Raw genomic sequence first — 25,251 nt, 5'->3', positions numbered from 1 at the left:
CGACGTGGGTCGTCGCGCGCCCGGTGCCAGGGCGGCGGTCCCGGTGGAGACCGCCGCGCGCGGCTAGTTCCTGGAGCGGGTGCGCATCCAGTCGTCGAGCGGATTGCTGGGGAAGGCGGGACACATCTCGCGGCGTACCGCCAGGCTGGCGGTGGCCGCGCGCGCGGTCCCTTCGTTGCGTACCGTGCGCGTGCCGCGTCGGGCACGGCTCACGGCGGCGGCCGTGGCAACGGCGGCCTGGTGGGCCTCGCTCTCCACGGTGGCGGCCAGGGCCTCCATATGGGCCTGTTCGTCGGCCTGCTGGGCATCGCCGATGTCGAACACGTCCTGTAGCGCGCCCAGTTCCTGCGTCTCGGGCGCGGGCGCCTTGAGGGCCGCCACCACCATCGACGTCAACTGGGCCAGCACGTGCGCATCGCTCATGCTCTTGCCCTGCGTGAACGCCGGCATCAGGTTGCCGAGTTCATCGCCGGCCAGCACGCCGGCCAGTGCCTTGAGGGCGAAATGCAGGCGCCAGCCGAGTTCCTGGCGTGGCACGTCCGGCAGCGCCCGGGCGAAGGCTTCGAAGAAGCGCCCGAACACCGGCGCGTAGTGCCCCATCAGGTAGGACTGGATGAACGGCGAGGTGTCCGAATACACCCGCCCGAGCAGGCGCAGGAAGGAAGGACCGCCGATCTCTGGCTGGCGTGCCATCTGCAGCGCGGGCACAAACAGCGCGCCCATCACGTGTTCGCAGCGGATGGCGTGGCCGGGCCAGCGGGCCTCGCAGGCATCGAGGAGCGCCAGCCGCCGCGTGTTGAGAGGATCCAGCCGGCGGCCGAGCACCGCCTGCATCATCATTTCCTTGCTGCGGAAGTGGTAGTTGACGGCTGCGAGATTGACGATCGCCCGCGACGTGACTTGCCGCAGGGAGGTCGCTTCGTAGCCCACTTCGATGAACAGCTTCTCGGTCGCATCCAGGATCCGCGCCTTGGTATCGCCTGCCGTGCTTTTGCCGGTCTTCATGGGGTGTCTCTCGCAAAATTACTGCTGTGGACCCCTGCAAATATCCACTACCACTGTCGCTCCGTTGCTCTGCTGGCGTACGGATGCTTGAAACGGTTGTACGAAGCCTACTTCACCGCCTCGACTGTTTCACAAGTGCAATTTTCGAAGAGTTCCTCTAGACCGCGAGTACCGATCCGCCAGGCAGAAAACCTACGCGAATCCGTAGGGTCGCCACAGTCGCCGCGCCCCCGCCATGCCTTGTCATGCCAAGCCTGGCGGCGGTTTGCCTGCGCTGCGCGATCCCCAACCCAACGACTACCGCCCCCCCGAGCGGGCCGCCGCCAGTCTCATCACGCCGTGATGCGAGCTGACAGCGACATAACATTTTGCGCCGTCAATGCGAAAACTGACAACTGGGGATTCGCCCCGATGCTGGTCGGAAACACTGACCCGTCCAACACAGACAAATTGGACAAATGATGATGCCGGCCCTGGCTGTCCACCACGCCGCGCGCTGGATCGTCGCTCATCGCGCAGCCGCCCATCAGGTGGGCGGTAAACAGCAGGGCGCGGAACGGCTTCAGGGGCAGGGTCTGGATGGCATCGCGCGCCTGCGGCCAACTGGTGTACCAGGCGGCGTCCAGGTGGGCCGGGCGCACCCGTTTGGCGCCGGCCGCGAACTGGGCCTCGGCCATGCTCAGCCAGGCGCGGCGCACGCCGTCCCAGACGTAGTCGCTCAGGGCGTACTCCAGCACCGGGCTGCCATCGTCGGCCACGCGCACCCGCCCGCCCGGGCTGTCCGGCACGAAGCCGTCGCGCAACAGCGCCAGCATGGCGTTGGTATGGGGCAACGCGGCCATCTCGCGGCGCAGCGCATCGCCAAAGTTGTTGAGCACGCCGGCGCTGATGCCCGGGAACATCGGCGGTACCTCCAGCTTGTAGCCCATCGGACCAGTGGTGCCATTGCGCCATTGAAATTCGTCCGAGGCGATGGATTGGGGCGCGCCATAGTACGGTTCAATAAGCTCAGGCATTTCTGCGATGCTCAGATTCACCGGATGAATAAACGTGCGACGGCCGACAAGATCGTGCGGGTCCGGCACCCCCGAGCGCAGCAGAAGAGCTGGCGAGTTGATGGCCCCGCCCGCCACCACTACGTGACGCGCCCGCACGCTCAGCGTGACGCCGGTCGGCGTATAGCCGTCGAAGCCGAGGGCCTCGCCGGTCAGCCCGTGCACGGCCTTGCCGTCATGGTCGAGCTTGCGCACCCGCACCCGGTGCACCAGCGTGGCGCCATGGGCGAGCGCGTTGGGAATCGTCGACACCAGCATCGACTGCTTGGCGTTGACCGGGCAGCCGAAGCCGCAATAGCCCGAGTTCCAGCAGCCCTTCACATTGCGCGGAATCACGTGCGATTCCCAGCCGAGCTGGTCGCAGCCGCGCTTGAGCACCGCGTTGTTCGGATTCGGCGCCATCGCCCACGGCGCCATGCCGAGGCGGGCCTCGATGCGCGCGAACCACGGCGCCATGTCCGCCTCGCTGTGGCCTGTCACCGCGTGCTCGCTGGCCCAGTGCGCCAGCGTGCGGGGCGGCGTGCGGAAGCTGGACGACCAGTTGACCGTGGTGCTGCCGCCCACCGAGCGGCCCTGCAGCACGGCGATGGCGCCGTCCGCCGTCGCCCGGGCGGCCGCCTCCTGGTAGAGATCGCGATAGGCGCGCGCCTCGTCCATGTCCCGGAAGCTGTTCGAGGTATGCAGCCCGCCTTCCTCGAGCAGCAGCACCCGCAGGCCCGCCTCGCTGAGGATTTCGGCGGCGATGCCGCCGCCCGCGCCGGTGCCGATGATCGCCACGTCGGCGTCGAGCGTGCGCGGCGCGGTGAACGTGGCGGCGTCCAGCACCTTCCAGCCGGACGCGATGCCGGCACTGTAAATATCGTCGATGGCCATGAGCGGGAGCCTTAGCTGTGGAGGGCGCGATAGACCGCGGGATTCGGGCCGGGATAGCCGCTCGCGGCCCAGGTGCCCGGCAGCACGAAGTAGGCGACGCTGGCCAGCTTGACCAGCACCACGCCGCCCGCGTTGAGCGTCTCGAAACGGCTGGCGCGCCAGCGTGCGAGGAAGGCGCGCACCGCATCGGGCGTGGCCTGCTCCCACGGCGACCGAACGCCCGCCACGGCCCAGCGCAGCGGCGTGCTGGCCAACAGGTCGAGCAGCTTGCGCAGTTCCCCGCGCCCGTTCTGGTCCATCGCGGCGATGGTCCCGTCGATGTTCTTCACGGCGGCGGCCAGCCGCGTCTCGCGCGTGGCGGCGTCCGCCGCGGCCAGGTCGCTGGCGATGGCGGGCAGCAGGGCGCGGAACAGGGTCACATCGGCCGGACGCAGGAACGCCATGCCGGCCTGCGGCGGCGCATCGGCGGGCGTGCAGCCGGTCAGCGTGGGGAACAGCGCCGAGCAGGCGATGGCCGCCGAGAAGCCGGCACCAACCTGCAGGAACGCGCGGCGTGATGGCCTTGATGGCCTTGATGGCCTTGAGGATCTTGAGGGACGTTGGGCGCGGGGTGGGGCGGTGGTCGCCGGTCGGGGCATGCGGTGTCTCCGGTTGTTCTTGTTGTCGCTGCGTTGCGATTCTGCCGAAGCGGCCGAAAATAATTTTGACTTCCCCTTCGGTTTCAAACGCGCGGATGACAGCCGTACCCACTGCTGCGCCCATCGCTGCGTCGCCGTTTCATGTGACGGCTAAGACGCTGGAAATCCCCCAAAAATAGAGCAATTCTTCAAGCCATCGGATTGACCCGGCCCGCAAGCGCTACCTATGATGACATCGACCAATGTCACAATCAACGGTGTCGCTAACGAGCCGCCGCCAGCCGGCGCCGCCAGCGCACCCACCGGAACGCCCCTTATGAACGCACCCGTGGATCTGCCGGCCGGTCTAGGCACCGAAGTCACCTGCGACATCGCCATCATCGGCAGCGGCTTTGCCGGCCTGGGCATGGCCATTCGCCTCAAGCAGTCCGGCGAGGAAGATTTCCTGATCTTCGAGCAGGCGGGGGCGGTGGGCGGCACCTGGCGCGACAACCACTACCCCGGCTGCGCCTGCGACGTGCAATCGCACCTCTATTCGTTCTCGTTCGCCCCGAACCCGGACTGGTCGCGCATGTTCTCGACCCAGCCGGAAATCCGCGCCTACCTGGAACACTGCACGGACCGCTTCGGCCTGCGCCCCCACCTGCGCCTCGGGCTAGCCCTCCAGCAGGCCACCTGGGACGCCCCGGCAGGCTGCTGGCGCCTGCGCATGGCCGATGGGCGGCGCGTGCGTGCGCGCGTGCTGGTGTCGGGGATGGGCGGCCTGAGCCGGCCATCGATCCCCAATATTCCCGGCCTCGATAGCTTTGCGGGCGCGATGTTCCACTCGCAGCAGTGGCGCCACGACTATCCGCTGGCCGGCAAGCGCGTCGCCGTGATCGGCACCGGCGCCAGCGCAATCCAGTTCGTGCCGCAGATCGCGCCGCTCGTCGATCAGCTCGACCTCTACCAGCGCACCCCGCCGTGGATCATGCCGAAGCCGGACCGGCCGGTCTCCGCCGCCGAGCGCTGGCTGTTCCGCCACCTGCCCTTCACGCAGGCGCTGGCGCGCACGGGGATCTACTGGATGCTCGAATCGCGCGTGCTCGGCTTCGTGCTCCATCCCAAGCTGATGAAGGCGGTGGAGCGCATCGCGCGCCGCCACCTCCGGCGGCAGGTGCCGGACCCGATGCTGCGCGCCACGCTGACGCCGGACTACACCATCGGCTGCAAGCGCGTGCTGATTTCGAACGATTACTACCCGGCGCTGACGCGGCCCAACGTGGACGTGGTGACCACCGGCATCGACCACGTCGAGGCGGACGCCATCGTCATGCGCGACGGCACGCGCCGCCCGGCGGACTGCATCATCCTCGGCACCGGCTTCCACGCCACGGACCCGCTGCCGCGCGGCGTGATCGTCGGCCGTGACGGCGAAGACCTGCTCGACGCCTGGCGCGACGGCGCGCAGGCCTACCTCGGCACCACCGTGGCCGGCTTCCCGAACCTGTTCCTGATCGTCGGCCCGAACACCGGGCTGGGCCACAGCTCGATGGTGTTCATGATCGAGTCACAGGTGAACTACGTGCTCGATGCCCTGCGCCACATGCGCCAGGCCCGCCTCCAGGCCGTGGACGTGCGCCCACCCGTGCAGGCCGCGTTCAACCGCAACATCCAGCAGAAGCTTGGCCACGCCATCTGGAGCGCCGGCGGCTGCGCCAGTTGGTACATCGACCCGCGCAACGGCAAGAACACCACGCTGTGGCCGGGCTTCACCTGGCAGTTCCGCCGCGCCACGCAGTCTTTCCAGCCGGCCGACTACGAGCGCTGGCCGGCGCGGCAGCCAGCCGGGCTGCCGCAGCCCGAAGACGCCGACGCGATCCGCGTCTAGCCACCCACGCAAAAAGAAGAGGAGACCCGCATGAAGGTGTTTCGAAACAAGGTGGCCGCCATCACCGGCGCCGGTTCGGGCATGGGCCGATGCCTGGCGATCCAGCTCGCGCAGGAAGGCTGCCACGTGGCCATATCCGATTGCAACGAGGCGGGGCTGGCGGAAACCGCCGCCCAGGTCGCGCGCCATGCACCTGGCGTGACGGTAACAACACATATCGTCGATGTGGCGGACCGCGCTGCCGTCCATGCCTGGGCGGACGACGTGGCCGCCGCGCATGGCCGCGTCAACCTGATCTTCAACAACGCCGGCGTGGCGCTGTCCAGCACCGTGGACGGCATGCAGTACGACGACCTCGACTGGATCATCGGCATCAACTTCTGGGGCGTGGTCCACGGCACGAAGGCCTTCCTGCCGCATCTCAAGGCCAGCGGCGAGGGCCACATCGTCAATACCTCGAGCGTGTTCGGCCTGTTCGCGCAGCCCGGCATGGGCGCCTACAACGCCAGCAAGTACGCGGTGCGCGGCTTCACGGAGTCGCTGCGGCAGGAACTCGACCTGATGGACTGCGGCGTCTCGGCCACCACCGTGCACCCGGGCGGCATCAAGACCAATATCGCGCGCGCCAGCCGCGTCTCGCCCAGCGTGAACGGCCTGCTCGTGCGCGACGCCCAGCAGGGGCGCGAGGAGTTCGAGAAGTTCTTCATCACCACGCCCGAGAAGGCCGCCGGCATTATCCTGGATGGCGTGCGCGCCAACAAGCGGCGCGTGCTGGTGGGGCCCGATGCCTACGCGGCAGACGCCATGGCGCGCCTGCTGCCGGCGGCGTACCAGTCGCTGGTGGTGCGCGAGACGCGCCGCAAGCGCAAGGCGCTGATGCCGGACGGCACGCCGGCGGCGGCCAGCGAAGGAGAGCGCGCATGACCCGCGCCGCGTTGCCGCGGGAAGCCGCGCTGCAGGCGCCGCCGGGCGCGTTTACGCGCTGGTTCGGCCAGGGGCGGGTGGGCTTCTTCAGCCTCTCCCGCGCCACGCTGGCGCGGCGCTACGCACTGCCGGCATCGCGCTGGGTGCAGGTGATGGGCGCGCTGGTTCACTACACCGAGGAGGGCGTGCCCGAGGGCGAGCCACTGGTGCTGATCCATGGTTTCGGCGCGTCCCTGCACACCTGGGAAGGGCTGATGCCCGCGCTGCGCCAGCGCTACCGCGTGCTGCGGCTCGACATCGCCCCGTTCGGCCTGACCGGCCCGCTGCGCGACGCGCGCGGCCGTGTGGTGACGATGGACATCCACGTCTACCGAGACTTCATCGACGCCTTCCTGGCCGCCGTGCAGGTCTCGCGCGCCACGCTGATCGGCAACTCGCTGGGCGGGCTGATCGCCTGGGACCTCGCCGTGCGCCGCCCGTCGCTGGTCAACCGGCTGGTGCTGATCGACGCCGCCGGGTTCCCGATGCAACTGCCTATCTATATAGATCTGTTCCGCCACGCGCTGGTGCGCTGGTCCGCGCCGCGCCTGCTGCCCGAGTGGATCATCCGGGCGGCCACGCGCGATGTGTACGGCGACGCCTCCCGCGTGCCCGAGGCCACCTTCCGGCGCTATGTCGATTTCTTCTATGCGGAGGGCAGCCGCGAGGCCATCGGCCGGATGGTGCCGAAGCTCGATTTCGCCGACCTCGCCACCGACCTGCTGGCCGGCGTGCGCGCGCCGACGCTGGTGCTGTGGGGCGAGCGCGACCGCTGGATTCCGCCCACGCACGCCGACGCCTTCCTGGCGCGGCTGCCCAACGCCACCCTGCGCCGCTACGCCGGCCTGGGCCATATCCCGATGGAGGAAGACCCGCAGCGCGTGGCGGCCGACCTCCTGCCGTTCCTGGACGCCGCCGGCGTCCCGTCCGCCACCAAGGAGCTCACATCATGATGCCAGTCCGTCGCGACGTGCATCCGCACCTCCCGCCAGCCCGCATCAGCGACTGGCACGAGCGCGGCCCCCACGTCACCCATTTCATCAACGCGCTGTCGATCTTCTTCCCGGCCGGCGAGCGCTTCTTCATGGACAGCGTGCGCCACTACCGCGACCAGCTCACCGACCCGGCGCTGAAACGCGCCGTGGCGGGCTTCATCGGCCAGGAAGCCATGCACACGCGCGAGCACATCCTCTATAACCGGCTGCTCGACGATGCGGGCCTGCCGGCAAGCCAGCTCGACAACTTTGTAGCAAAACTGTTGAATTTGCTGCGCAAGATCCTGCCGCACTCGTGGCAGCTGGCGCACACCATCGCGCTGGAGCACTACACGGCGATGCTGGCCGGCGGCATGCTGTCCGACCCGCGCCACATGGGCCGCTCCGAGCCCGGTTACCGGCAGGTGTGGACCTGGCACGCGCTCGAGGAAACCGAGCACAAGGCCGTTGCCTACGACGTCTGGAACGCCGTGATGAAGCCCGGCCCGTATCGCTACCTGCTGCGCGCGTTCACCATGCTGACCACCACGGTCACGTTCTGGGCGCTGGTGTTCGTGTTCCATGTGCGGCTGGTGATGGCGGACAAGACCTGCCGCCACAAGCTGCTCGGCTTCGGCGGGGTGGTCAACTTCCTGTGGGGCGCGCCGGGCGTGCTGCGCAAGATGATCCCGGAATGGTTCGACTACTTCCGGCCGGGTTTCCATCCATGGGACGAGGACAACCGGGCCGAGCTGAACCGGATCGGGCCGCTGATCGAGGAAATCGAGCAGACCGCGCTGCAGGCCGGGGCCAGCACGCGCGCGCCGTCGATCCGCAGCGCGGCCTAGTCGCGGGGCTCGTCGGGCGGTTCGGCGGGATCGTGCAGGTGTTCGAGGATCGCGGCGACGCGGTCCCCGAGGTACTTGTTGGCCGAGATCTCCAGCGCACGCATCATCTCGGTCTCCACGGCCACCATCGCCAGCGGGCGGATGCGCCAGAGGATGTCCACCAGCCGGGGCACCTCGGCCGGCGGCGGGAGCTGTCCCTCGCCAAAGCGGTCCAGCTCGCGCACGACCATGCCGACGATGCGGTCGGACACGGCCTGGAAGTGGCTGCGGGAATGCTCGATGATGTCCAGCACGTCTTCCAGCCCAAAGCCGGCCCGGGCGATCTCCGCCCCGGCCATCAGCGCGCGCGGGCTGCGCGCGAGGTAGCCGAAGCCGTCCGGCTCCAGCAGCCCCAGCGCGATGGCCTTGGCCAGCGCCGGGCGCGACACCGCGCGGCCGAACAGCCGGGCCAGCGCGAGGTAGGAATAGTGGTGCGGCGCCTCGCTGTTCCACGGGCTGCTGATGGCCGTCTCCAGGCCGAGGATGGAGCGCAGGTCGTGGCCTTCGACGATGGCCTTGAGCAGCTCCATGATGTTGGCGAGCGTGTAGCCGCGCGCCAGCAGGTGATGGATCAGGCGAAGGCGCCCGAGATGGGTTTGCGTGTAGATGCCGACCCGGCCGCGCCGCTCGGGCGGATCGATCAGGCCGCGATCCTGGTACGAGCGGATATTGCGCACCGTGGTGCCGGCCGCGCGCGCCAGTTCATCGATCGTGTATTCGGGATAGGGCGGCTTGGCGCCGCGCGGTTCGGTGGCCATGGGGGAAAATTCTAACCGAGTCGGCCAACCGCGCGACGCTACAATGCGCCATCGCCTGCCCCGCCCGCCGCCCCCCATGCACATCCGTTGGCTCGAAGACTTCGTCTGCCTGGCGCAGGCCGGCAGCCTGGCGCGCGCGGCCGAGTTGCGCAATGTCACGCCGCCGGCGTTTGGCCGGCGCATGCAGGCGCTGGAGGTCTGGGCCGGCGCGCCGCTGATCGACCGCAGCGCGTTTCCCGTGCGGCTGACCGCCGAGGGCCGCCAGTTCCTCGAAGCCGCCGAAGCCGCGCTGCGCACGCTCGACGAAGCGCGCCTGTCGCTGCGGGCCGCGCATCGCGCCGATGCCAGCACGCTGACCATCGCCACCGGCAAGACGCTGGCCCGCTCGATGGTGCCGGCGTGGCTGGCCGGCTTGCGCCACGCGCTGCGCGACGACCCCGCCGGCGCCGGCTTCCGCACGCGCATCTCCACCCATGCTACGCACGATGCGCTGGCGCTGTTCACCGAAGGCGACGTCGATTTCCTGCTCTGCTACAGCCCGCACGACCTGCCGGTGATGCTGGACGACGCGCGCTACACCTTCCACCCGGTGGGCGTGGAGCGGCTGGTCTGCGTGGCCGCCGCCGACGCGCGCGGCGGCCCGGCCTATCGCCTGCATCGGACCAAGACCGCCACGCGCCCCGCGCCCGTGCCGATGATCGCCTACGCCGAGACGCTGACCATGGGCCGCATGGTCAACCAGGAAATCGCCCGCCGGAAGCTGGCTGCGCGGCTCGATGTGATCGCCGTGAGCGATTTCGCCGAATCGGTGCATGAGATGGTGCGCCAGTCGATGGGACTGGCCTGGCTGCCTGCCCGGCTGATTGCCGACGATCTCCACACGGGCCGTCTGGTGCGGGCCGATCTGGACGGCGGCGACGCCTCCGACCTGGCCCTCGACATCCGCCTCTACCGGCCCCGGGCGCCGATGCGCGCGCTGGCGGAGGCGTTCTGGCGGGCAGCCTCGCAGCGCGCGGATTAGGACGCGTACTAGCCGCCGATTCGGGCGCAGAATCGGGACCGAATCCGGCCGATTTTTGACCCACATTTGTGCGCTTCCCTGCACCATTCCGGCCCATTGCCGAAATGGCAACCCGCATTGCCAAAGCCGCATGCCGGCGCGCCTGGCGCTCACTACCATCGCCGGACAACACCCACACCTGCCGGAAGAGAAATCACCATGAAGACCCTGCTGCGCGCGGCCGCTGCCGCCTCCCTGAGCTGTTGTGCCCTGGCCACCACTGTCGCCCATGCGGCGGGTGCCTATCCCACCAAGCCCATCACGCTGGTGGTGGGCTACACCGCCGGGGGCAGCGTCGATCTGGTCGCGCGCACCGTGGCGCCGGAGCTGGGCAAGCGGCTCGGCCAGAGCGTGGTGATCGAGAACCTCGGCGGCGCCGGCGGCACGATCGGCGCGTCGAAGGTGGTCAAGGCGGAGGCGGACGGCTACACGCTGCTGCTGGGCTCGGGCAGCGAGGTCTCCATCGCCCGCCTGACCAACGCGGCCGTGCGCTATGACGGCGAGCGCGACCTCGCGCCGATCACCTTCGTCGGCACGCAGCCGATGGTGCTGGTCGGCAAGCTGCAACTGCCGGCCAAGGACGCGGGCGAGCTGATGGCGCTGGCCAGGTCGCAGCCGGGCAAGCTGTCTTACGCTTCCTCGGGCGTGGGCACGCCGCTGAACCTGGCGGGCGAGCTGATCAAGCAGCAGGGCAAGGTCAACATCACGCACGTGCCGTACAAGGGCGCCTCCGCAATGGCCACGGACCTGCTGGGCGGCCAGATCGACCTCGCCGTGATGGTGCTGTCGTCGGCGCTGCCCCATATCCAGGCCGGCCGCGTGCGCGCCTATGGGGTGACCGAGGGCAAGCGCGCCAGCGTGGCGCCGAATGTGCCGGCGCTGGCCGAGACGCCGTCGCTCAAGGGCGTGGACATGGGCGTCTGGTTCGGTCTGATGGCGCCCGCCGCCACACCGCGCCCGGTGGTGGACCGCCTGAACACCGAGATGCAGGCCGTGCTGGCCCAGCCGGACGTCCGCAAGAAGCTGGCCGAAGCCGGCGTGGAAGTGGCGCCGGCCAACCCGGCCCAGTTCGGCACCTTCATCAAGCGCGAGACGGCCCGCTACCGCACCATCGTGCAGACCGCCGATATCCGCGAATAACGCGCGAAAAATCAGACTATTGCCATGACGCAGACGCCTCCCGCCTTCGCCGCCTATCCGGTGGAGGTCAGCTTTCCCGATATCCGTCCCTACGCCGCCGGCAACACCGGCATCGCCTACGTCCACACCTTCGATTCCGGCCTGCCGGGGCCGCATGTGATGGTCAACGCGCTGACGCACGGCAACGAGGTCTGCGGCGCCATCGCCGTGGCCGGCCTGCTCGACCACGGCCTGCGTCCGCGCCGGGGGCGCCTGACGCTGGCGTTCGCCAATGTGGACGCCTACGCCACCTTCGACGCCGCCCGGCCCGATGCCTCGCGCTTCGTCGACCAGGACTTCAACCGCGTCTGGACCGCCGCCGTGCTCGACGACACCACGCGCGATTCCAGCGAATTGCGACGCGCCCGCGCCATGCGCCCCGTGATCGACACCGTGGACCTGCTGCTCGACCTGCACTCGATGCACGAGAAAAGCCGGCCGCTGATCGTCTCGGGTCCGCTCGACAAGGGCATCGCGCTGGCGAAGGCGCTTGGCGCCCCGGCGGACATCATCGTCGATGAAGGCCACCCCGAGGGCCGCCGCATGCGCGACTACGCCGATTTCGGCGACCCGGCCAGCGCGCGCAACGCGCTGCTGGTGGAGTGCGGCCAGCACTGGGAAGCCGCCGCCGTGGATGTGGCGCGCGACTGCACGGCGCGCTTCCTGCTGCACGCGGGCATTGTCGAGGAAGCGGACCTGCCGGCCGGCTGGCTGCGCCCGCTGCCGGCAGCGCAGCGCGTGGTGCGCGTGACCGAGCCCGTGGTGGCGGCCAGCATGGACTTCCGCTTCGCCGGCCCATACACCGGGCTGGAAACCTTCGACCGTGCCGGCACCGTGATCGGCTGGCGCGATGGCGAGCCGGTGACCACGCCGTACGATCATTGCGTGCTGGTAATGCCGTCGCTGCGCCAGCTTCGGCCGGGTGTGACCGTTGTACGACTTGGCCGACTGGACGTTTGAGCAGAGAGGTCCACATCGAGCCTATGCAACCCGTTGCATCGTAGTGTGACCTATTAGAGTAAGCGTTCAGTCCATTCAAGCCGGGGGGTGCGCGATCCGTTATTGACGCTGTGACGACCTGCCGTCAGAGCGGGCGTTGCCCGCGCGCCATAAAGGTGCGTGGAATAGCCACGGAGCGCCCCCTTTGACTTCTCTCTCACTCTCCCGACCCGCGTCGGCCGGCCGCGCGCGCGCGCTGGCCGGCAGCTGGAGCATCGGCACCCGCATCGCGCTGGTGGTGCTGGTCGTCCAGATCGTCGCGTTCGGCGCCTATGCGCTGGCGCTGTCCCTGAGCAGCATGCGCCAGCTCGAGGACCAGGCCCGCGAGGCCATCTATGCCGAAAGCCAGACCCTCAGCGAACTGGTCGGCCAGCTCGACGACACCATCCTCCAGGAAGCCGACCGCTTCATGCTGAGCTTCGCGGCCGTGCTGCCCGGCCCGTACAGCGTGGACCCGGCGCAGACCGTGGAAGTGGCCGGCAAGGCCACGCCGACGTTCCGCAGCGGCGACCTCGTGCTCAATAACAGCTTCGACGTACCCGACCGCTTCCTCGCCACCACCGGCGGCGTGGTGGCGACGGTGTTCGCGCGCACCGGCGACGACTACATCCGCGTGACCACCTCGCTCAAGAAGCAGGACGGCCAACGCGCCATCGGCACGCTGCTGGACCGCGCCGGCGCCGCCTACACGGCCGTGGCGGCGGGCAAGTCCTACCGCGCGCTGACCTGGCTGTTCGGCAAGCCCTATATGAGCAAGTACGAACCGGTGCGCGACGCTGGCGGCAAAATCGTCGGCGCGCTGTACGTGGGCGTGAACGTCGAGGCCGAACTGGCGATGCTGAAGAACCGCATCCGCCGCAAGGCCATCGGCAGCGACGGCCACTTCATGGTGTTCGATGCCCGGCCGGGCGCGGACCAGGGCAAGGCGCTGGTGGACCGCGCTGGCGGCGAGGGCTCGGTGCGGATCGACGCCAAGGATGCGGACGGCAAGCCCTGGGTGCGCGACATGATCGCCGCCAAGGAAGGCTCGATGGTGCACACGGTGGCCATGGGCAATGACGGCAATGGTGCCACCGCCGAGCGCCTGACCGCGTTCGCGACCTACCCCGAGTGGCAGTGGGTGATCGCCGGCACGGTGCCGATGGATTCCCTGCGCGGCGAACTGGTGGCGAGCCGTAACCGCTTCCTGGCCGCCGGCCTGCTGGTGGCGCTGGCGGTGTCCGCTGCGTTCTGGTGGCTGCTGCGCCGCATGGTCAGCCAGCCGCTGACGCACGCGGCCGGCGCGGCTTCCCGGCTGGCCGAGGGTGACCTGACCGCCCGCCTGGACAGCCCGCGCAATGACGAGATCGGCCAGCTGATGCGCGCCATCGACGGCGTGGGGCAGGGGCTGACCGGCATCGTGGACAAGGTGCGCGGCAGCGTGGCGGCCATCGCCGGCAGCACGAGCCAGATCGCCAGCGGCAACGCGGACCTGTCGTCGCGCACGGCCTCGCAGGCGGGCAGCCTGGAGCGCACCGTGGCCAGCATCGAACAGCTCTCCGCCACCGTGAAGCAGAACGCCGACAACGCGCACGACGCCAACGCCGCTGTGGCCAGCGCCGCCGAGGCGGCCCGCGCGGGCGGGATGACGGTGGGCAAGGTGGTGGATACGATGGCCGAGATCCACCGCAACGCGCAGCAGGTGGTGGACATCATCGGCATGATCGACGGCATCGCCTTCCAGACCAATATCCTGGCGCTGAACGCCGCCGTGGAAGCGGCCCGGGCGGGCGAGCACGGGCGCGGCTTTGCCGTGGTGGCCGGCGAGGTGCGCAGCCTGGCGCAGCGCAGCGCCAACGCGGCAGGCGAAATCAAGGGACTGATCGAGCGGACCGTGACGGACCTGAAGTCCGGCAACGAGGCCGTGCAGCAGGCCGGCTCCGCCATCGACGACATGGTGCGGCGCGTGGAAGGCATGGCGGCGCTGATGAGCGACATCAGCGTGGCCTCCCGCGAGCAGGCGCAGGGGCTGGCGCAGGTCAGCGGCGCCGTGGCGGAGATGGACACCACCACGCAGCAGAACGCCGCGCTGGTGGAAGAGGCCGCCGCCGCCGCCGAGAGCCTGCATCACCAGGCGCAGGAGCTGCGCCAGGCGGTGGAGGTGTTCCGGCTGGCTTGATGGCTGGGCTGGACGCTGGCCTGACCGGGGACGGTCAGGCGGCGGGTGCCGGTGCCGGGGCTGCCTCGGGCGCCGGCGCCGGTGCCGGGGCGGGAGCCGCCTGGGCCGGCTGCGGCTGGGGCTTCAGGCCGGGGAAGAGCTGGTCGACCAGTTCCTCGATCTTGGACGCCGGGGGGATCAGGTGGCTCAGGTTCACGCCGCCCGCGCTGCGGTTGGCGTTGAACAGCGCCTTGCCCACGCGCTCGCCGTTGCGGTAGATGGTGATGTCCGCCGAGGTCAGGAACGGCGTCAGGTAGGTCTGGCGCTGGGCCGTGTAGGTGGCCGTCATCGGGCACGAGGCGATCGACGCGTACGGCGGCAGCATCTTCACCTCGAAGTTGCGCGCGCGCAGCGAGGCCGCGAAGTCTTCCACATAGGCATTGCCGTTCACCTGGTTGGTGATGATGCAGAACAGCGCGCCATCGGCGCCGATCACCTGGTTGCCATCGACGCGGAATTCCGCCGGGCCGCCAAAGGCACCGGACTGGTAGCCGGCGATGGGGTCGTTCATGACCGGCCGGTCGACCGGGGTGACGGCCTGGTAGGTGGAACAGCCGGTGGCCAGCAGGGCCAGCGCGGCGGCAAGGGTTGCTCTCTTCATGGTGTGTCCTGGATCGCGTCGGCGAGGGCGCCGGCCGCCCGGGCTCACAACAACAAGCGAGGGGCGCAGTGCCGGCAGCATGCCTGCGTACTGTAGGCGTGCGGCGCGGCGGTCAATGCGGGGAACAGAGGGGGAAAATCGGCCCAGCCGTGCTGTCGGGCGGAAAAGCGGCCTTGGGGGCCGCCCGGTGGGGATCTAGTTGGCGCCGCCACGTACCAGGCACTCGTTCAGCAGCGGGGTGCCGCCCTCGGCCAGCCCGGCGCCGGTGCATTCCACGGCCACCTTCTGGCCGCGCCGGACCATGGTGGCGCGCGCTTCCACCTCGCACCGGCGCCCGGCCGGGCCGCAGATCTGTTCCGGCAGCAGCACGGCGCGGACCACCTGGCCCGGCGCATCGGTGCGGATCTCCAGGAACACTTCCGCCCCTTCGCGGCGAATGCCGCTGGCCACGCCTTCCACGATGAAGTATTTGCCCCGATAGCGGTCGTCGGCCGCCCCGGCGTTGTCGCGGTAGTCGTCGAGCAGGGCGGCCGCCGCGTACTCGGGCAGCCGGTCGGCGGGACGGTTCTCGTCGATGCTGATCGGATCGAGCGTGCCATCGTGCGGAATGCCGCGCGGCACGCTGGCCGGCGCCACTTCGGCTGTGTCGGTGGGAGCGGGCCCGGTCGGCACGATCTCGCCGGTGTCATTGCCGACAAACCACAGGATGCCAATGATCGCCACGAAGACGATGATGAGAAGGGTTTGCCGGAGACGGGACATCTTGGAGGGGGGCTGAGGAGGAAAAGCGGCAGTTTACCCCGTCGGCCCGCGCGACACCCCATCGGCGTCTCCAACCTGCGCCAGCAGCTGCGCCTTGGCCGCCGCCAGCACCTCGTTGGACAGCCCGGTACCCAGCGTGGCACGCGACAGCACGAGCGCGCCGACCATCGTCGACATCTGCGCGATGGCCGCCGCGCGCCGCGCCGCCGGGTCATCGCCCGGCTGCACGCCCTCGAGGATCTCGAGCAGGTCCCGGATACCGTCGACAAAGGCCGCGCGCACGGGCTTCTCCTCGCCTTCGCGGGCGACGTCATTGGCCAGCGCCGCCGCCGCGCAGCCGGTGCCGGCGGCGTTGCGGTTGCGCGCCGACAGGTAGTTCTCGATCAGCGCGGCGAGGGCCGTGGCCTTGTCGGGGGATTCCTCCACCCGCTTGCGCCAGCGCGCGCCCGATTCCTCGAACGCCCGCGTGCAGGCGATGGCCGCCAGCGCGTCCTTTGACGCGAAATGGCCATAGAACCCGCCATGCGTCAGCCCGGCCGCACCCATGAGGTCCGCCACGCTGATGCCATGAAACCCCTGCTCGCGAAACAGCCGCGAGGAGACCTGCTCGATAGTGGCGCGGTGCCGTTCGGCTTCCGCCTTGGAGACGCGGGGCATGTGTAACTCCGGTTCAGGGATGTGCGGGCCGGGCAGGGCCTACTTCCCGATACAAAACCGCGTGAAGATGGTCCCCAGCAGGTCGTCGCTCGTGAACTCGCCGGTGATGCTGTTGAGGTGGTCCTGCGCCAGCCGCAGTTCCTCGGCGAACAGGTCGAGCGCCTGGGCCTGCTGCTGCGCGCGCTCCGTGGCCACGTCGAGGTGGGACTGGGCGCTGCGCAGCGCGGTGAGGTGCCGCTCGCGCGCGAGGAAGGTGCCTTCGCTGCCGGACTGCCAGCCGATCAGCCGCAGCAGCTCGCGGCGCATGAGGTCGATGCCCGCGCCCGTGCGCGCCGAAATCCAGATCTCGGTCGGATTCGGCCCGTTGGCGGCCACCACGTGCGGGCGGTTGCCGCCGAACATCATCTCGCCGGCGGCGGGCGCCATGTCGATCTTGTTCACCACGCGCACGATGGGCGCGCCCGGCGGCAGGCGGCCGCTGAGCTGGTCGTCGATGTGATCGTCAACCTCGGACAGGCCATGCTCGATGTAGTCGGGCGCATCCACCAGATGCAGCACGATGTCGGCGCGCCCGATGGCCTCCCAGGTGCGCTCGATGCCGATGCGCTCAACCTCGTCGGCGGCATCCTCGCGCAGGCCGGCGGTGTCGATGATGTGGAGCGGAATGCCGTCGATCTGGATCGTCTCGCGCACGCGGTCGCGCGTGGTGCCGGCAATCGGCGTGACGATGGCCAGCTCGGCGCCGGCCAGTGCGTTGAGCAGCGACGACTTGCCGACGTTCGGCTGCCCGGCGAGCACCACCGACAGCCCCTCGCGCAGCAGCGCGCCCTGGCGCGCCTGCTTCAGCACGCCCGCGAGGTCGCTGCGGATGCGGGCCAGCTGGCCGCGCGCGTCGGAGGCTTCCAGGAAATCGATCTCCTCCTCGGGGAAGTCCAGCGTGGCCTCCACCAGCATGCGCAGGTGGATGACCTTTTCGACCAGCGCGTGGATGGCCTTCGAGAATTCGCCTTCCATGGAGCGTGCGGCGGAGCGCGCCGCGGCTTCGGTGCTGGCCTCGATGAGGTCGGCCACCGCTTCGGCCTGGGCAAGGTCGAGCTTGTCGTTCAGGAAGGCGCGCCGGGTGAACTCGCCGGGCTCGGCCACGCGCAGGCCGATCTCGCGCCCGGATTCCAGGCAGCGCGACAGCAGCATCTGCATGACCACCGGACCGCCGTGGCCCTGCAGCTCGAGCACCTCTTCGCCGGTGTACGAGTTCGGCGCAGGGAAGTACAGCGCGAGGCCGTGGTCGATCACGCCGCCGCGCGCATCGAGGAAGGGCAGGTAAGTGGCATGGCGCGGCTTGAGCGTCTGGCCGCAGACCGCGCGCATCACGGTGCCCACATCGGGGCCGGAGACGCGCACGACGCCAATGCCGCCCCGGCCCGGTGCGGTAGCGATGGCGGCGATAGGAAGCTGGGGAGCAGTCATGGGCACTATTGTCGCAGAACGGGATGGGCGCGGCGCATGCCTGCGGTCAGGGCGGGGTGGGGTTGGCAGTCGCTTCGGTTATCGAGTCGGCCGTCGATACCCCGAGGCATTCCGCCATCAGCCGGCGCGCCACCGAGGCGTCGATCACGGCGCCCAACTCCCCCTGCCGCGCCTCGAGTTGCTTGCGCAGCCGCTTGCGATAGCGCTTCGGCAGGACATCGGACAGCGCCTCGATGGCATAGCGCAACCGCTTGTTGCCGATGCGGAGCTTGTGTACGTGGTCGGTTCGGCCGTCGCGCGCCGTGCGGGTGAGGGCGCGCACCCGGTTGCGCGCCTTGCGGATGCGCTTGCGGGCGAACGCGCCCAGCTTGCCGCGCGACTTGCGCCCGGCAAGGTGCAGCAGGTCTCGGTGGAGTGTAGGCAACGGCGCCTGCCGATACCGTGACAATCGTGTAACCATGGCTTCCCGCGCGGTCGCCCGGCGTGCCTGCACGGTCTCGATCAGCGCCACCAGCACGGGATCGCCGGGCTGGTCGGCCAGTGCCGGGGCCAGCGTCTCGGTGACGAACACGTCCCAGTCGCGTACGTCGCTGGCGGCGTCCGCCACATCGCGCAGCGCCTGCTTCCAGCGTGCCTTGACGCGCGCGGGCTGGATCGGCCCGAAAGCCCAGGCGACGGCGCGCAGGTGTCGCAAGGCCACGCGCAGCGCGTGGACGTCCTCCGCCTGATCGCGGTGCAAGACCAGTTCCAGCCCATCCTCCACGGCGCTGAGGCCCTGGGTGGCCAGATCCACGAAGGCCTGGGCCGGACGCATGTTCCGGTGCAGGGCGGGAGCGGCAGGCATTGGCAACCTCTGACCTCCACGACAATGACAGGTCATTGCAGTGTAGGCGACAGCGCACGCGTTGCTGCAGGCGTTGTGACCGCTGCGCCGCACAAGGGCGCTCGGGGGAGCAATGCTAGCGCGTGGCGACGATGAACACGCGCGGGAACGGCAGCAGCACCGTGCCGTCGGCCATCGCCGGGAAGACCCTGGCCAGCGCGGCTTCGTACTGGCGCAGGTATTCGGCCTGCTCGGCGGCGTCCAGCGGCGCCAGGAACGGCCGCAGGCCGCTGCCCTTGAACCACTCCACCACGGCGGCGGGGCCGCCCTTGAGCGGATGCTGGTAGATGGTGCGCCAGATATCCACACGCGAGCAATGCGGCTTGAGCAGTTCGTAATACCAGCGCTCGGACGCCAGCGGCGTGCGCGCCTGGGCCGCCGCCGTGAGCTTGGGCGACCACGGCCCGTTCAAGGCCGTCTCGCGCATCAGCAGGTGCGGCGGTTCGTCGAGGTTGTCCGGCATCTGCACGGCCAGGCTGCCGCCCGGCGCGAGCTTGCTCACCAGCGACGGAAACAGCGTGGCGTGATCGGGCACCCACTGGAACACCGCGTTGGCGAGGATCACGTCATAGGGGCCGGCGTCGGTCCAGGTGGTGGCGTCGGCGAGGGCGAAGTCGATGTCCGGCAGGCGCTTGCGCGCGGCCGTCACCATGTCGGCATCGCTGTCCAGGCCGGTGACCTGGGCATCGGCATAGCGCGCCGCGAGCACCTCGGTCGAATTGCCCGGCCCGCAGCCGATGTCGACCACGCGCCGCGCCTCACGGGTGGGAATCGCCTGCACGAGGTCACGCACCGGGCGCGTGCGTTCATCCTCGAACTGTACGTACTGGCTGGCCGACCATGTCATCTCGCGTCCTCTTCGTCGTGGCTGGATCAGGGCACAAGCATACGCCGCCGCCGCACCAAAAAAGAAGCCCGGCGCGAGGCCGGGCTTACTTTCAGATTCGTCTCAGGCGAATGTCAGCGCGATCAGCCCTTGGCCACCGCCGCCGCCTTGCCCTTGCCGAGCATCCGGTTGATCTGCCATTGCTGGGCGATCGACAGGATGTTGTTCACTACCCAGTACAGCACCAGGCCGGCCGGGAAGAAGAAGAACATGAACGAGAACACCAGCGGCATGATCATCATGACCTTGGCCTGCACGGGGTCCGGCGGGGTCGGGTTCAGCTTGGTCTGCACGAACATCGACACGGCCATCACCACCGGCAGGATGTAGAACGGATCCGGCACCGACAGGTCGTGGATCCAGCCCAGCCACGGCGCGCCGCGCATTTCCACGGACGAGAGCAGCACCCAGTACAGCGCGATGAACACCGGGATCTGGATCACGATGGGCAGGCAGCCGCCCAGCGGATTGACCTTCTCGGTCTTGTACAGCGCCATCATTTCCTGGTTCATCTTCTGCGGATCGCCCTTGTGGCGCTCGCGGATGGCGGTCATGCGCGGCTGCAGGTCCTTCATCTTGCCCATGGACTTGTAGCTCGCCGCGGACAGCGGGAAGAACACCAGCTTGATCAGCACCGTCAGCGCGATGATCGACCAGCCCCAGTTGGCCAGCACGCCATGCAGCTTCTCGAGCAGCCAGAACAGCGGCTTGGCGAGGATGGTCAGCCAGCCGTAGTCCTTCACCAGCTCCAGGCCCGGCGTGATCTGCTCGAGCATGCGCTCTTCCTGCGGACCGGCGAACAGGCGGGCATCGGTGGTCACCGAAGCGCCCGGCGCGATCTGGCCCAGCGGCTGCTGGATGCCCACGCGGTACAGGTTCGGATCGATCTGCTCGGCGTAGAAGCTGTGCTGCTTGCCGGCCTGCGGAATCCAGGCGGAGGCAAAGTAATGCTGCACCATCGCCACCCAGCCGTTGGTGGTGGCAGCCGGCACGGTGGCCTTGCCCTTGGCGATGTCCTCGAAGCTCAGCTTGTGATACTTGTCGGCATCGGTGTAGATGGCCGGGCCAGTGAAGGTGCTGTAGAACTGCGACTGCTCGACCTTGCTGCCGTCGCGCGCCAGTTCCAGGTACAGCGTCGGCGAGACAGGCGCCGTGCCGGCGTTGGTCACGTCGAAGCGCGCATCCACCACATAGCTGCCCTTGTGGAAGATGTAAGTCTTCACGAACTTCACGCCGTTCTTCTCGGCGGTCAGCACCACTTCGAGCTTGTCCTTGCCGTCCAGCGTACGCGGACCCGGCGCAACCGTGAACACCGTGGTGTGGTTGGGCAGGTCGCCGCCGATCAGGCCCGAACGCGCCATGTAGGTGCGGTTGGCATCACGTTCGAACAGCACGACCGGCTTGCCGTCCTTCTCGTGGTGCTTGAGCATCTCCAGGCGGGACAGGATGCCGCCGGCCGTGTCGATCTCGGCACGCAGGTCGTCGGTGGTGACCACCACCTTCTCGCCCGTGGGCTGGGCGGCGGCCTGCGGGGCAGCCGGCACCGTGCCCGGCGCCGAGGCACCCGGGGTGGCCGATGCGTTCGCCTTGGGCACGTCGCCCTGCGCCGCGGCGCCGCTCGCGCCGCCGGCCGGGGCGGCCTGCTGCGTGTTGGCGCTCGGGAAGAACATCGACGCGTGGCCGTTGGCGCGCTGCCAGTTGTCGTAGAGCAGCACGAGGGACATCGAGAAGATGACCCACAGGATGGTGCGTTTGATATCCATGTCTCGCTATGGTCGGAGGAAATCAGGGTCTCGGGAGCCGGACCGTGACAGGCGGGCGGCCTGGCGCGGCGGAGGCAGGAGTCGCCGCGGCGGCATTCCCGTGTTTCGTGGGGTCGGGCACGGGATCATACCCGCCCTGCGTGAAAGGATGGCAGCGGCAGAGCCTGCACGCGGCCATCCAGCTGCCCCGGGCCGGCCCGTGCAGCACGATGGCGTCACGGGCGTACTCGGAGCAGGTGGGCAGGAAGCGGCACCGCGAGCCCAGGTATGGACTCAATGCGATCTTGTAGATGCGCAGCAGGGCAAGCAGGATTCGCTTCATGGTGGATATCAGGCAGGCGCGTTGGGCGTGGCAGGCGCCGCCGGGCCGGCCGTATCGACGGCGGGCGGGGCGGTGGGCAAGGGCCTGGCCGCCACCTCGAGCAGGCCGGCAATCTCCGCAAGGCACGCCCGCCGGACGGCCGTCCGGCTGGCGAAGTCCGCGCGCGGAAACTTGGCCTGCAGCCGCAACAGGATGTCGCGGCCCGCGAGTTGGGCTTGCTGGCCCCGGAACAGTTCCCGCGCCATACGCTTCACGAGGTTGCGCTCGGCGGCGCGCGGCGCGAACTTCTTGCCGACGACGATGCCCAGCCGGGCCTGCGCCTGGCCGTTGGCTCGCACGTACAGCACGAAGTGTGCGCTGCGACGCCGTGGCCGCAAAGCAAAAACGGATGAAAATTCATCCGTCTTTGTGAGCCTCGCGGCTTTGGGAAAGGCATGGGTAGACACGCTGTGCAAAGCTAGCGGGATCGCTGGGCTTGCGGCGGCTGCCCCTGGCTGACCTGAGTGCGAGGCGGTGGCGGGGACGGTCAGTGGGCGGTGCGATGGCGGGCCATCGCGGCGCTCTGCCGTCCGGGCCGGTCGCCCGGCGCTCAGATGGCCAGGCGCTTGCGGCCCTTGGCGCGGCGAGCGTTGATGACGGCGCGGCCGCCACGGGTCTTCATGCGCACGCGGAAACCATGGGTACGCTTGCGGCGGGTAACGGAAGGTTGGTAGGTACGTTTCATGTTGCACTCTCTGGTTGATCCGGGCTTTCCGGGCGCCGGCCGATGCCGGGGCGCCTTGGCCGCCGCGTATGGTTCGCATGGGGCCGCCGCAATTCCGATCGGGTTTGCTGCGGTCTGCCGACGATTCTGGTTCTGTCTTGCTGCCGGCCGCCGCTGGCCTGGCCGGAGGCCGAGGCGCTGGCGGGGGATCAGGCCGCTTGCCTGATGCCGCACATGTTTACACGTGGCGGTACGGGCCAGACCCGGCGATGCGCATACGTGATCCCCTGCCGCATCGCAGAACCCGCCATTTAACCGATATTCGCGCGAACTGTCAAGGCAACCGATGGCCAGTGCCGCCGACGCCGCCACAATGGCAGGCGCATGCGGCGGTGCCCCATTGTCCACAAAGCCCGGTGGGTAAGCCTGTGGGTATCCGGGGTCACCTATATGCAGTAGCAAAGATGTCCAACTCTTTGTTTCCGATGGATTATCAGCCGCCCAGGCCCCTTCCCGGGCCGCAGTCCCTTATAGGTTGTGCACAGCAATCCACTGAATTTTCACAACTTGTCCACAGGGTTATCCTTTGTGGATAACTTGAGGCGGGGGGTACAATCCCGGTCCAAACACTACACGGGCCGCGTGGCGCACGCACAACCCGGACTTCCTGCCTTGGTATACCGCTTGATCGGGCGATGCTTGCCGCACGCCGATGGGGTGGCATTGCCGCGTCGTGCTGGCCCCCGAGGGGCCGCGTGGCGGGAAGCCGGACGGATTGGCGGGCACCCCGATACTCGTGACGCGCTGCGGGCTGGCGCGATCACTTAACAAGAACACATGCAAGATTTCTGGCAGGCGGCAGCCGCGCAACTCGAGCGCGAACTGACGCCGCAACAGTTCAAGACCTGGATCAAGCCGTTGGCGCCCGTCGCCTTCGACGAGGAGGCGCATGCGCTGCGGATTGCCGCGCCCAACCGCTTCAAGCTCGACTGGGTCAAGAGCCAATTCTCGGGCCGCATCACGGCCCTCGCCTGCGAGTACTGGGAAGCGCAGGTTAGCGTTCACTTCGTCCTTGACCCCGCTGCCTCGGGGCGCGCGGCCGCCTATACCCAGCAGGCCACGGCCCAGATGGGCGACAACGCCGGCGCGCACGCTGCAATGGGTACGCCGATGGGCGCGCCCGGCACCGGCTATCCGGGTGCGCAACACGGCGCTTCCCATGCGCCGCAGGCGGCAGGCTATCCCGACTATCAGAACCCCGGCGCACCGAGCGGCTATCCCGGCATGGCCGCCCTGAACCCGCAAGGCGGCTACCCGGCGCGGCCGCAGGCGCCGCACACCGGCCATCCGCTGCAGGGCAATGCCGGCGGCCACGGCGCGGACATGGCTGACATCGACGTGGCCCAGATGGACCCGTCCGAAGCCAGCGCGCGTTCGTACCGCGTGCAGCCCCAGCATCCGCAGCATGGCCAGCAGCACCCGCAGCATCAACAACATCAACAGCACCCGCAGCACCAGTCCCACCCGGGCCAGCCGCAGCCGATGGGCGGCGCCCAGCCCAGCGACACGGTGCACGAGCGCTCGCGCCTGAACCCGATCCTGACGTTCGACAACTTCGTCACCGGCAAGGCCAACCAGCTGGCGCGCGCCGCCGCGATCCAGGTGGCCAACAACCCGGGCAAGTCGTACAACCCGCTCTATCTCTATGGCGGCGTGGGCCTGGGCAAGACCCACTTGATCCATGCGATCGGCAATTTCATGCTGATGGAGAACCCGCGCGCGCGGATCCGCTACATCCACGCGGAACAGTACGTGTCCGATGTGGTGAAGGCGTACCAGCGCAAGGCGTTCGACGAGTTCAAGCGGTATTACCACTCGCTGGACCTGCTGCTGATCGACGATATCCAGTTCTTCTCCGGCAAGAACCGCACGCAGGAAGAGTTCTTCTACGCGTTCGAGGCCCTGATCGCCAACCGCGCACAGGTGATCATCACCAGCGACACGTATCCGAAGGAAATCACCGGCATTGACGACCGGCTGATCTCGCGCTTCGACTCGGGGCTGACCGTGGCCATCGAGCCGCCCGAGCTCGAAATGCGCGTGGCCATCCTGATGAAGAAGGCCGCCGCCGAGAACGTGAGCGTGCCCGAGGAAGTGGCGTTCTTCGTCGCCAAGCACCTGCGCTCCAACGTGCGCGAGCTGGAAGGCGCGCTGCGCAAGATCCTGGCGTTCAGCAACTTCCACGGCAAGGACATCACGATCGATGTCACGCGTGAGGCGCTGAAGGACCTGCTGACCGTGCAGAACCGCCAGATCTCGGTGGAGAACATCCAGAAGACCTGTGCCGACTTCTACAACATCAAGGTCGCGGACATGTATTCGAAGAAGCGGCCCGCCAATATCGCCCGGCCGCGCCAGATCGCCATGTACCTGGCCAAGGAGCTGACGCAGAAGAGCCTGCCGGAGATCGGCGAGCTGTTCGGCGGACGCGACCACACCACGGTGCTGCACGCCGTGCGCAAGATCGCCGACGAGCGGAGCAAGGACGCGCAGCTGAACCACGAGCTGCACGTGCTGGAACAGACGCTCAAGGGATGATGCCTGGCAGGTGACGCAGGTGAATCCTGCGCCGCCTGGCCCCGTTTTATGATTTTGAAGGTTAGCCTTGCCGGGCTGGCATACTACAGGGTGCGCGCCCGGCGGCAAACGGGCGACTGAACGAAACGCTTGGATCGCGGGAAATCGGCCT

Annotated in this window: 23 protein-coding genes; 9 read left to right on the top strand and 14 right to left on the bottom strand. The window is 68.8% G+C overall.

Translation table 11 applies throughout. The annotated features are described in order from the left end of the window. Positions 1-63 precede the first annotated feature (63 nt). The 3 genes from SB751_RS25970 to SB751_RS25960 form a co-directional block, all read right to left on the bottom strand. Positions 64-1,005: a TetR/AcrR family transcriptional regulator gene (locus SB751_RS25970; protein WP_144202867.1), complete on the bottom strand. Its 942-nt coding sequence runs from the start codon at positions 1,003-1,005 to the stop codon at positions 64-66. Between the two features lie 332 nt (positions 1,006-1,337). After that, on the bottom strand, positions 1,338-2,933 hold the full coding sequence (locus SB751_RS25965; protein ID WP_144202864.1) for a GMC family oxidoreductase: 1,596 nt from the start codon (positions 2,931-2,933) through the stop codon (positions 1,338-1,340). 11 nt (positions 2,934-2,944) lie between these two features. Next, the gene (locus tag SB751_RS25960; protein WP_313817790.1) at positions 2,945-3,571 is read right to left on the bottom strand and encodes a hypothetical protein; all 627 of its coding nucleotides are present in this window, start codon (positions 3,569-3,571) and stop codon (positions 2,945-2,947) included. A 316-nt stretch (positions 3,572-3,887) separates the two neighbouring features. On the opposite strand from SB751_RS25960, the gene SB751_RS25955 reads away from it, so the two are divergent. From SB751_RS25955 to SB751_RS25940, 4 genes are read left to right on the top strand one after another with little or no spacing between them, the layout of a single operon-like run. Beyond that, positions 3,888-5,441 (top strand): flavin-containing monooxygenase, encoded by a 1,554-nt coding sequence (locus SB751_RS25955; RefSeq protein ID WP_410748698.1) that lies wholly within the window; start codon positions 3,888-3,890, stop codon positions 5,439-5,441. Between the two features lie 30 nt (positions 5,442-5,471). After that, positions 5,472-6,365, top strand: coding sequence for an SDR family NAD(P)-dependent oxidoreductase (locus tag SB751_RS25950; protein ID WP_144202858.1), 894 nt, complete (start codon positions 5,472-5,474; stop codon positions 6,363-6,365). Continuing rightward, complete coding sequence (locus SB751_RS25945) at positions 6,362-7,357, top strand: alpha/beta fold hydrolase (protein ID WP_144202855.1); 996 nt, start codon at positions 6,362-6,364, stop codon at positions 7,355-7,357. The genes SB751_RS25950 and SB751_RS25945 overlap by 4 nt, the downstream gene beginning before the upstream one ends. Next, positions 7,354-8,226, top strand: coding sequence for a metal-dependent hydrolase (locus SB751_RS25940; RefSeq protein WP_144202852.1), 873 nt, complete (start codon positions 7,354-7,356; stop codon positions 8,224-8,226). The genes SB751_RS25945 and SB751_RS25940 overlap by 4 nt, the downstream gene beginning before the upstream one ends. Here the strand turns inward: SB751_RS25940 and SB751_RS25935 are convergent. Beyond that, the gene (locus SB751_RS25935) at positions 8,223-9,023 is read right to left on the bottom strand and encodes a MerR family transcriptional regulator (RefSeq protein ID WP_144202850.1); all 801 of its coding nucleotides are present in this window, start codon (positions 9,021-9,023) and stop codon (positions 8,223-8,225) included. The genes SB751_RS25940 and SB751_RS25935 overlap by 4 nt on opposite strands. A gap of 76 nt (positions 9,024-9,099) precedes the next feature. On the opposite strand from SB751_RS25935, the gene SB751_RS25930 reads away from it, so the two are divergent. The 4 genes from SB751_RS25930 (at position 9,100) to SB751_RS25915 (ending at position 14,419) form a co-directional block, all read left to right on the top strand. Then, positions 9,100-10,044 carry a LysR family transcriptional regulator gene (locus tag SB751_RS25930; RefSeq protein ID WP_144202847.1) on the top strand — a complete coding sequence of 315 codons (945 nt, stop codon included), beginning with the start codon at positions 9,100-9,102 and terminating at the stop codon, positions 10,042-10,044. Positions 10,045-10,242: 198 nt separating this feature from the next. Further along, complete coding sequence (locus SB751_RS25925) at positions 10,243-11,223, top strand: Bug family tripartite tricarboxylate transporter substrate binding protein (RefSeq protein ID WP_144202844.1); 981 nt, start codon at positions 10,243-10,245, stop codon at positions 11,221-11,223. 24 nt (positions 11,224-11,247) lie between these two features. Beyond that, a complete protein-coding gene (locus SB751_RS25920; RefSeq protein ID WP_144202841.1) occupies positions 11,248-12,222 on the top strand; it encodes a M14 family metallopeptidase in 975 nt (324 codons plus the stop codon). Positions 12,223-12,406: 184 nt separating this feature from the next. After that, positions 12,407-14,419: a methyl-accepting chemotaxis protein gene (locus SB751_RS25915; protein WP_244844846.1), complete on the top strand. Its 2,013-nt coding sequence runs from the start codon at positions 12,407-12,409 to the stop codon at positions 14,417-14,419. Positions 14,420-14,453: 34 nt separating this feature from the next. Here SB751_RS25915 and SB751_RS25910 read toward each other — a convergent pair whose 3' ends face one another. The 10 genes from SB751_RS25910 to rpmH all read right to left on the bottom strand — a co-directional run bounded on the left by SB751_RS25910 (position 14,454) and on the right by rpmH (position 22,523). Beyond that, the gene (locus SB751_RS25910; protein WP_144202839.1) at positions 14,454-15,059 is read right to left on the bottom strand and encodes an Sbal_3080 family lipoprotein; all 606 of its coding nucleotides are present in this window, start codon (positions 15,057-15,059) and stop codon (positions 14,454-14,456) included. Between the two features lie 195 nt (positions 15,060-15,254). Beyond that, positions 15,255-15,821: an OB-fold putative lipoprotein gene (locus SB751_RS25905; protein ID WP_144202835.1), complete on the bottom strand. Its 567-nt coding sequence runs from the start codon at positions 15,819-15,821 to the stop codon at positions 15,255-15,257. Between the two features lie 33 nt (positions 15,822-15,854). Continuing rightward, on the bottom strand, positions 15,855-16,478 hold the full coding sequence (locus tag SB751_RS25900) for a TetR/AcrR family transcriptional regulator (RefSeq protein ID WP_250024945.1): 624 nt from the start codon (positions 16,476-16,478) through the stop codon (positions 15,855-15,857). Positions 16,479-16,517: 39 nt separating this feature from the next. Next, the gene (gene mnmE / locus SB751_RS25895) at positions 16,518-17,945 is read right to left on the bottom strand and encodes a tRNA uridine-5-carboxymethylaminomethyl(34) synthesis GTPase MnmE (RefSeq protein WP_144202829.1); all 1,428 of its coding nucleotides are present in this window, start codon (positions 17,943-17,945) and stop codon (positions 16,518-16,520) included. Positions 17,946-17,991: 46 nt separating this feature from the next. Beyond that, a complete protein-coding gene (locus tag SB751_RS25890; protein ID WP_211943545.1) occupies positions 17,992-18,789 on the bottom strand; it encodes a CHAD domain-containing protein in 798 nt (265 codons plus the stop codon). A 115-nt stretch (positions 18,790-18,904) separates the two neighbouring features. Beyond that, on the bottom strand, positions 18,905-19,675 hold the full coding sequence (gene tam / locus SB751_RS25885) for a trans-aconitate 2-methyltransferase (protein ID WP_144202823.1): 771 nt from the start codon (positions 19,673-19,675) through the stop codon (positions 18,905-18,907). Between the two features lie 122 nt (positions 19,676-19,797). Further along, a complete protein-coding gene (gene yidC / locus SB751_RS25880; RefSeq protein WP_144202820.1) occupies positions 19,798-21,477 on the bottom strand; it encodes a membrane protein insertase YidC in 1,680 nt (559 codons plus the stop codon). Between the two features lie 22 nt (positions 21,478-21,499). Then, on the bottom strand, positions 21,500-21,799 hold the full coding sequence (gene yidD / locus SB751_RS25875; protein WP_092291108.1) for a membrane protein insertion efficiency factor YidD: 300 nt from the start codon (positions 21,797-21,799) through the stop codon (positions 21,500-21,502). 8 nt (positions 21,800-21,807) lie between these two features. Continuing rightward, positions 21,808-22,245, bottom strand: a complete 438-nt coding sequence (rnpA, locus tag SB751_RS25870; protein WP_144202816.1) for a ribonuclease P protein component — start codon at positions 22,243-22,245, stop codon at positions 21,808-21,810. 143 nt (positions 22,246-22,388) lie between these two features. Further along, positions 22,389-22,523: a 50S ribosomal protein L34 gene (gene rpmH, locus SB751_RS25865; RefSeq protein ID WP_008650850.1), complete on the bottom strand. Its 135-nt coding sequence runs from the start codon at positions 22,521-22,523 to the stop codon at positions 22,389-22,391. 816 nt (positions 22,524-23,339) lie between these two features. Between rpmH and dnaA the strand changes: the two genes are divergently transcribed. After that, the gene (gene dnaA / locus SB751_RS25860; protein WP_410748697.1) at positions 23,340-25,100 is read left to right on the top strand and encodes a chromosomal replication initiator protein DnaA; all 1,761 of its coding nucleotides are present in this window, start codon (positions 23,340-23,342) and stop codon (positions 25,098-25,100) included. The last annotated feature ends 151 nt before the right edge of the window (positions 25,101-25,251 follow it).

The organism is Cupriavidus sp. SIMBA_020 (assembly GCF_046535395.1).
GTDB lineage: Bacteria > Pseudomonadota > Gammaproteobacteria > Burkholderiales > Burkholderiaceae > Cupriavidus > Cupriavidus campinensis.
Note: the sequence above shows the minus strand (reverse complement) of the source record. Positions and strands in the feature narration are given on the sequence as shown.

What these genes read in the sequence shown, in the direction of transcription:
- dnaA (WP_410748697.1), top strand. Translation starts at nt 23,340, where the DNA reads ATGCAAGATTTCTGGCAGGCGGCAGCCGCGCAACTCGAGCGCGAACTG.
- SB751_RS25900 (WP_250024945.1), bottom strand. Translation starts at nt 16,478, where the DNA reads ATGCCCCGCGTCTCCAAGGCGGAAGCCGAACGGCACCGCGCCACTATC.
- SB751_RS25920 (WP_144202841.1), top strand. Translation starts at nt 11,248, where the DNA reads ATGACGCAGACGCCTCCCGCCTTCGCCGCCTATCCGGTGGAGGTCAGC.
- SB751_RS25940 (WP_144202852.1), top strand. Translation starts at nt 7,354, where the DNA reads ATGATGCCAGTCCGTCGCGACGTGCATCCGCACCTCCCGCCAGCCCGC.
- SB751_RS25910 (WP_144202839.1), bottom strand. Translation starts at nt 15,059, where the DNA reads ATGAAGAGAGCAACCCTTGCCGCCGCGCTGGCCCTGCTGGCCACCGGC.
- SB751_RS25925 (WP_144202844.1), top strand. Translation starts at nt 10,243, where the DNA reads ATGAAGACCCTGCTGCGCGCGGCCGCTGCCGCCTCCCTGAGCTGTTGT.
- SB751_RS25970 (WP_144202867.1), bottom strand. Translation starts at nt 1,005, where the DNA reads ATGAAGACCGGCAAAAGCACGGCAGGCGATACCAAGGCGCGGATCCTG.
- rpmH (WP_008650850.1), bottom strand. Translation starts at nt 22,523, where the DNA reads ATGAAACGTACCTACCAACCTTCCGTTACCCGCCGCAAGCGTACCCAT.
- SB751_RS25960 (WP_313817790.1), bottom strand. Translation starts at nt 3,571, where the DNA reads ATGCCCCGACCGGCGACCACCGCCCCACCCCGCGCCCAACGTCCCTCA.
- SB751_RS25955 (WP_410748698.1), top strand. Translation starts at nt 3,888, where the DNA reads ATGAACGCACCCGTGGATCTGCCGGCCGGTCTAGGCACCGAAGTCACC.
- SB751_RS25935 (WP_144202850.1), bottom strand. Translation starts at nt 9,023, where the DNA reads ATGGCCACCGAACCGCGCGGCGCCAAGCCGCCCTATCCCGAATACACG.
- SB751_RS25930 (WP_144202847.1), top strand. Translation starts at nt 9,100, where the DNA reads ATGCACATCCGTTGGCTCGAAGACTTCGTCTGCCTGGCGCAGGCCGGC.
- yidC (WP_144202820.1), bottom strand. Translation starts at nt 21,477, where the DNA reads ATGGATATCAAACGCACCATCCTGTGGGTCATCTTCTCGATGTCCCTC.
- yidD (WP_092291108.1), bottom strand. Translation starts at nt 21,799, where the DNA reads ATGAAGCGAATCCTGCTTGCCCTGCTGCGCATCTACAAGATCGCATTG.
- SB751_RS25905 (WP_144202835.1), bottom strand. Translation starts at nt 15,821, where the DNA reads ATGTCCCGTCTCCGGCAAACCCTTCTCATCATCGTCTTCGTGGCGATC.
- SB751_RS25945 (WP_144202855.1), top strand. Translation starts at nt 6,362, where the DNA reads ATGACCCGCGCCGCGTTGCCGCGGGAAGCCGCGCTGCAGGCGCCGCCG.
- SB751_RS25950 (WP_144202858.1), top strand. Translation starts at nt 5,472, where the DNA reads ATGAAGGTGTTTCGAAACAAGGTGGCCGCCATCACCGGCGCCGGTTCG.
- mnmE (WP_144202829.1), bottom strand. Translation starts at nt 17,945, where the DNA reads ATGACTGCTCCCCAGCTTCCTATCGCCGCCATCGCTACCGCACCGGGC.
- SB751_RS25965 (WP_144202864.1), bottom strand. Translation starts at nt 2,933, where the DNA reads ATGGCCATCGACGATATTTACAGTGCCGGCATCGCGTCCGGCTGGAAG.
- tam (WP_144202823.1), bottom strand. Translation starts at nt 19,675, where the DNA reads ATGACATGGTCGGCCAGCCAGTACGTACAGTTCGAGGATGAACGCACG.
- SB751_RS25890 (WP_211943545.1), bottom strand. Translation starts at nt 18,789, where the DNA reads ATGCCTGCCGCTCCCGCCCTGCACCGGAACATGCGTCCGGCCCAGGCC.